The sequence below is a fragment of the Corallococcus llansteffanensis genome (genome assembly GCF_003612055.1).
In the GTDB taxonomy this organism is placed as follows: domain Bacteria; phylum Myxococcota; class Myxococcia; order Myxococcales; family Myxococcaceae; genus Corallococcus; species Corallococcus llansteffanensis.
On the sequence record NZ_RAWB01000720.1, the window covers coordinates 1 to 4,433 of the forward strand.

Consider the following 4,433-nt stretch of genomic DNA (forward strand, 5'->3'; position numbering starts at 1 on the left):
GTCCGGCGCCGCCGCCCGCGCCCACCCCGGAGACGGTGCCCCCGCAGGAGCCGCCGCGCGGACCCGTGGAGCCCTCTGGCCCCACGGTGCCGCCGTCCTCCACGGACGCAGGGCTTCCGCAGTGACGGCCTTCCCGTACCGCAAGGGCGTGCTGCACGCGGAAGGCGTTCCGCTGTCGGCCATCGCGGACGCGGTGGGCACGCCCACCTACGTCTACTCCGCCCGGGCCCTCACGGAGCGCTTCCGCGAGGTGACGGACGCGTTCGAGGGCCACCCGCACCTCCTCTGCTATTCGGTGAAGGCCAACTCCAACCTGGCCATCCTCCGGCTGTTCGCGGGGCTGGGGGTGGGCAGCGGCTTCGACATCGTGTCCGGCGGCGAGCTGGCCCGCGTGAAGCAGGCGGGCGGCGACCCCTCGAAGACCGTGTTCGCGGGCGTGGGCAAGACGCCGGACGAGATGGCCCAGGCCCTGGACGCCGGCATCCTGCTCTTCAACGTGGAGAGCGCGGAGGAACTGGAGGCGCTGGACGCGGTGGGGCGCAGGCTGGGGAAGCGCGCGCCGTTCGCGCTGCGCGTGAACCCGGACGTGGACGCCCGCACGCACCGCTACATCTCCACCGGCCTGAAGACGTCCAAGTTCGGCGTGCCGTTCGAAGAGGCGCTGGCCCTCTACGCGCGCGCGAAGAAGCTGAAGGGCGTGAAGGCGCTGGGGCTGGACTGTCACATCGGCTCGCAGCTCACGCGCACGGCGCCCATGCGCGCCGCGATCTCCAAGGTCGCGGAGCTCTACGTCGCGCTCAAGGCCCGGGGCCACGCGCTGGAGTACCTGGACGTGGGCGGCGGGCTGGGCATCACCTACTCGGACGAGACGCCGCCCAGCCCGCAGGAGTACGCGCGCACGGTGCTGGCCGCGACGGAGTCCACCGGGGCCACGCTGCTCCTGGAGCCCGGGCGCGCGCTCGTGGGCAACGCGGGCGTGCTGCTCACGCGCGTGCTGTACCGCAAGCCCACGGCGTCGCGCACCTTCGTGGTGGTGGACGCGGGCATGAACGACCTGCTGCGCCCGGCCCTCTACGAAGCGCACCACGCGCTCCAGCCCCTGGTGAAGCGCCGGGGCCGGGCCGTGGAGGTGGATGTCGTGGGGCCGGTGTGTGAGTCCACCGACGTGCTCGCCCGGGCGCGCCCCCTGGTGCTGCCCCGCCAGGACGACCTGTATGCCTTCATGAGTGCCGGGGCTTACGGGATGAGCATGGCTTCCACCTACAACTCGCGCCCCCGGCCGGCCGAGGTGCTGGTGGACGGGGAGGCGTGGCGTGTCGTCCGGGAGCGTGAGCGCGTCGAGGACCTCTGGCGCGGCGAGCGGGCCTGAACGTATAAGCGCCGGAATGAAGACCTTCGAAGGCTCCATGACGGCGCTGGCCACTCCGTTCTTGAACGGGGCGCTGGACGAGGGGGCGTTCCGCGCCCTGGTCAGTGCCCAGCTCGAAGGCGGCACGAACGTGCTCTTGCCCATGGGCACCACGGGCGAAGCCGTGACGATGGACGGCGACGAGCGCGCGCGCGCCATCGCCGTCGTCGTGGACGAGGTGAAGGGGCGCGTGCCGGTGGTGGCGGGCGCGGGCAGCAACAGCACGCGGGAGACCATCGACTCGGTGCGCCGCGCGCGCGAGGTGGGCGCGGACGGCGCGCTCATCGTCACGCCCTACTACAACAAGCCCACGCAGGCGGGGCTCGTGGAGCACTACCGCGCCATCGCGAAGGCGCACCCGGGCTTCCCGCTCATCGCCTACAACGTGCCGGGCCGCACGGGCGTGGACCTGCTGCCGGAGACGGTGCTGCGGCTGTGCGACGTCCCGGAGGTCGTGGCGCTCAAGGAGGCCACCGGCAACCTCGTGCGCGCGGTGGACCTCGTCGAGCTGTGCGGCGACCGGCTGACGCTGCTGTCCGGCGACGACTTGACGGTGCTGCCCTTCATCGCGTGCGGCGGCAAGGGCGTCATCTCCGTGTCCTCCAACGTGGCGCCGCGGATGATGGCGGACCTGGTGGCGGCGGCGCGGAGCGGAGACATTGCGAAGGCGCGCGGGCTCCAGGTGCGGATGAACGCACTGCACCGGCTGCTGTTCGTGGAGTCCAACCCCATCCCGGTGAAGTGGGCGCTGCACCTGATGGGGCTGTTCGGTCCGGAGGTCCGCCTGCCGCTCGTGCCCATGGGCGGGGCGAATGCGGCGAAGCTGAAGGACGAACTCGCGCGGCTGGGGCTGTTGAAGGGCTAGAGGAGCAGGCACGCACATGACCCGCACCGTCATCACCGGCATCACCGGCCGCATGGGCAGCACGCTCCTGCGCCTGGCGCGGGACGCGAGCGACCTCCAGGTGGTGGGCGCCACCGCGCGCCCGGGCAGCCCTGTGTCGGGCCAGGACGCGGGGTTCGTGGCGCGGCTGGGCGCGGCGCTGGACGTGGCCGTGGCGGACGACCTGGGCCGCGCGCTGGACTCCGCGAAGGCGGACGTCGTCGTGGACTTCACCAGCGCGGAGGCGAGCCTCGCCCACGCGCGGGCGTGCGCCGAGCGCGGCGTGGCGCTGGTGGTGGGCTCCACGGGCTTCACGCCGGAGGCCCACGCCCAGCTCCAGGTGCACGCGAAGGCGGTGCCCATCGTCGCGGCGCCCAACATGTCCGTGGGCGTCAACCTGGTCATCCGCATGGCGGCGGAGCTGGCGCGCGTGCTGGGGCCCTCGTTCGACGTGGAGGTGCTGGAGGCGCACCACCGCATGAAGAAGGACGCGCCCAGCGGCACCGCGCTGAGGCTCGCGGAGGTGCTCGCGGACGCGCTGGGGCGCACGCGCGAGGACCTCACGTTCGCGCGCGAGGGGCAGACGGGCGCCCGGCCGCCGGGTGAGATTGGCGTGCAGGCGCTGCGCGGCGGGGACGTGGTGGGCGAGCACACCGTGTACTTCTTCGGCGAGGGGGAGCGCATCGAGCTCACCCACCGGGCGACGAACCGGGACCAGTTCGCGCTCGGGGCGCTGAGGGCCGCGCGGTGGGTGGCGGGCCGGGCGCCGGGGCTCTATGACATGGCCGACGTGCTCGGCCTCCAGGGGAAGACATGACCGCCCGTTACTGCCGCTTCCAGGTGGAGGGCCGCGCCAGCTACGGCCGCGTCGACGGCAACGAGGTGGTGGTGCTCACCGCCGCGCCCTGGGCCGGCGGCAAGGAGACGGGGCTGCGCCGGTCGCTCAAGGGCCTGTCGCTGCTCGTCCCGTCGGACGCGTCGAAGGTCGTCTGCATCGGGCAGAACTACCGCAAGCACGCGGAGGAGATGGGCAAGCCCGTCCCCACCGAACCGCTCATCTTCACCAAGCCCTCCACCGCGCTCAACGGTCCGGGTTCGCCCATCCGCATCCCGAAGGCGAGCCAGGAGGTCCACCACGAGGCGGAGCTGGCGCTGCTCATTGGCGAGCGCGTGAAGAACGCCGACGAGGCCACCGCCGCGCGCGCCATCTGGGGCCTCACCGCCTTCAACGACGTCACCGCGCGCGACATCCAGCGCAAGGAGATCCAGCACACCCGCGCCAAGGGCTACGACACCTTCGCCTGCGCGGGCCCCTGGGCCGTGACGGGGCTGTCCCCGGCGGACCTGCGGGTGGTATGCCGGGTGAACGGACAGGTGCGCCAGGATGGCCGGACGTCCGACATGGTGTTCAGCCCCGCCCGCCTGGTGTCATTCATCTCCCACATCATGACGCTGCTGCCCGGCGACCTGGTGAGCACGGGCACCCCGTCCGGGGTGGGCGTGCTGGTGGCGGGGGACACGGTGGAGGTGGAGCTGGAGGGAATCGGAACCCTGGTGAACCCGGTTGAGATGGAGCCTTGAGCGCGACCGTCTATGTAGGTCTGGGTTCCAACGAGGGCGACCGTGAGGGCCACCTCGTGGCCGCCCTCTCCGCCATGTCGTGCATCGACGCGGTCGCGGTGCTGGGCTGCTCGTCGCTGTACGACACCGCCCCGGTGGGCCCCGCGCAGCCGCGCTTCCTGAACGCCGCGGTGATGCTGGAGTGCGACCTGTCCCCGCAGCGCCTGCTGTGCATCCTGCAGCGGATTGAGCAGGACCTGGGCCGCCACCGCCTGCAGCGCTGGGGCCCGCGCGTCATCGACCTGGACATCCTCCTGTGGGACGAGGAGGAGCGCTCCGTCGTCGCGGACGCCAACCTCCAGGTGCCCCACCTGGAGCTGCACAAGCGCCGCTTCGCGCTGGAGCCCCTGGCGGAGCTGGCGCCGCAGGCCCGGCACCCGGTGCTGGGCGTGACGGTGCAGGAGCTGCTCGCGAAGCTTGCCCCCCAGGACGTCCGCAAGCGCGAGGCCCTCTACTGGCCCGACATGGGCGCCCGTTTCCCCGTGCACGAACTATGAGCCTGTCCCTCGTCCTGGCCACGGC

5 protein-coding genes are annotated in these 4,433 nt (G+C 72.5%); all 5 read left to right on the forward strand.

What is annotated here, in order from left to right; all coding sequences use genetic code 11:
- Positions 1–121: 121 nt before the first annotated feature.
- From lysA to folK, 5 genes are read left to right on the forward strand one after another with little or no spacing between them, the layout of a single operon-like run.
- Entirely contained in the window at positions 122–1,369 is a 1,248-nt protein-coding gene (gene lysA, locus D7V93_RS38885) for a diaminopimelate decarboxylase (protein ID WP_120648114.1), read from the forward strand.
- 16 nt (positions 1,370–1,385) lie between these two features.
- On the forward strand, positions 1,386–2,273 hold the full coding sequence (dapA, locus tag D7V93_RS38890; protein ID WP_120648115.1) for a 4-hydroxy-tetrahydrodipicolinate synthase: 888 nt from the start codon (positions 1,386–1,388) through the stop codon (positions 2,271–2,273).
- Between the two features lie 16 nt (positions 2,274–2,289).
- The gene (gene dapB, locus D7V93_RS38895; RefSeq protein WP_120648116.1) at positions 2,290–3,108 is read left to right on the forward strand and encodes a 4-hydroxy-tetrahydrodipicolinate reductase; all 819 of its coding nucleotides are present in this window, start codon (positions 2,290–2,292) and stop codon (positions 3,106–3,108) included.
- Positions 3,105–3,872, forward strand: a complete 768-nt coding sequence (locus tag D7V93_RS38900; RefSeq protein WP_120614488.1) for a fumarylacetoacetate hydrolase family protein — start codon at positions 3,105–3,107, stop codon at positions 3,870–3,872. Before dapB ends, D7V93_RS38900 begins: the two co-directional genes overlap by 4 nt.
- A complete protein-coding gene (folK, locus tag D7V93_RS38905) occupies positions 3,869–4,408 on the forward strand; it encodes a 2-amino-4-hydroxy-6-hydroxymethyldihydropteridine diphosphokinase (protein ID WP_120648117.1) in 540 nt (179 codons plus the stop codon). The genes D7V93_RS38900 and folK overlap by 4 nt, the downstream gene beginning before the upstream one ends.
- The last annotated feature ends 25 nt before the right edge of the window (positions 4,409–4,433 follow it).

Bases quoted from the DNA above. Each gene is read 5' to 3' on its own strand.
- dapA (WP_120648115.1), top strand. From the start codon at position 1,386: ATGAAGACCTTCGAAGGCTCCATGACGGCGCTGGCCACTCCGTTCTTG.
- dapB (WP_120648116.1), top strand. From the start codon at position 2,290: ATGACCCGCACCGTCATCACCGGCATCACCGGCCGCATGGGCAGCACG.
- D7V93_RS38900 (WP_120614488.1), top strand. From the start codon at position 3,105: ATGACCGCCCGTTACTGCCGCTTCCAGGTGGAGGGCCGCGCCAGCTAC.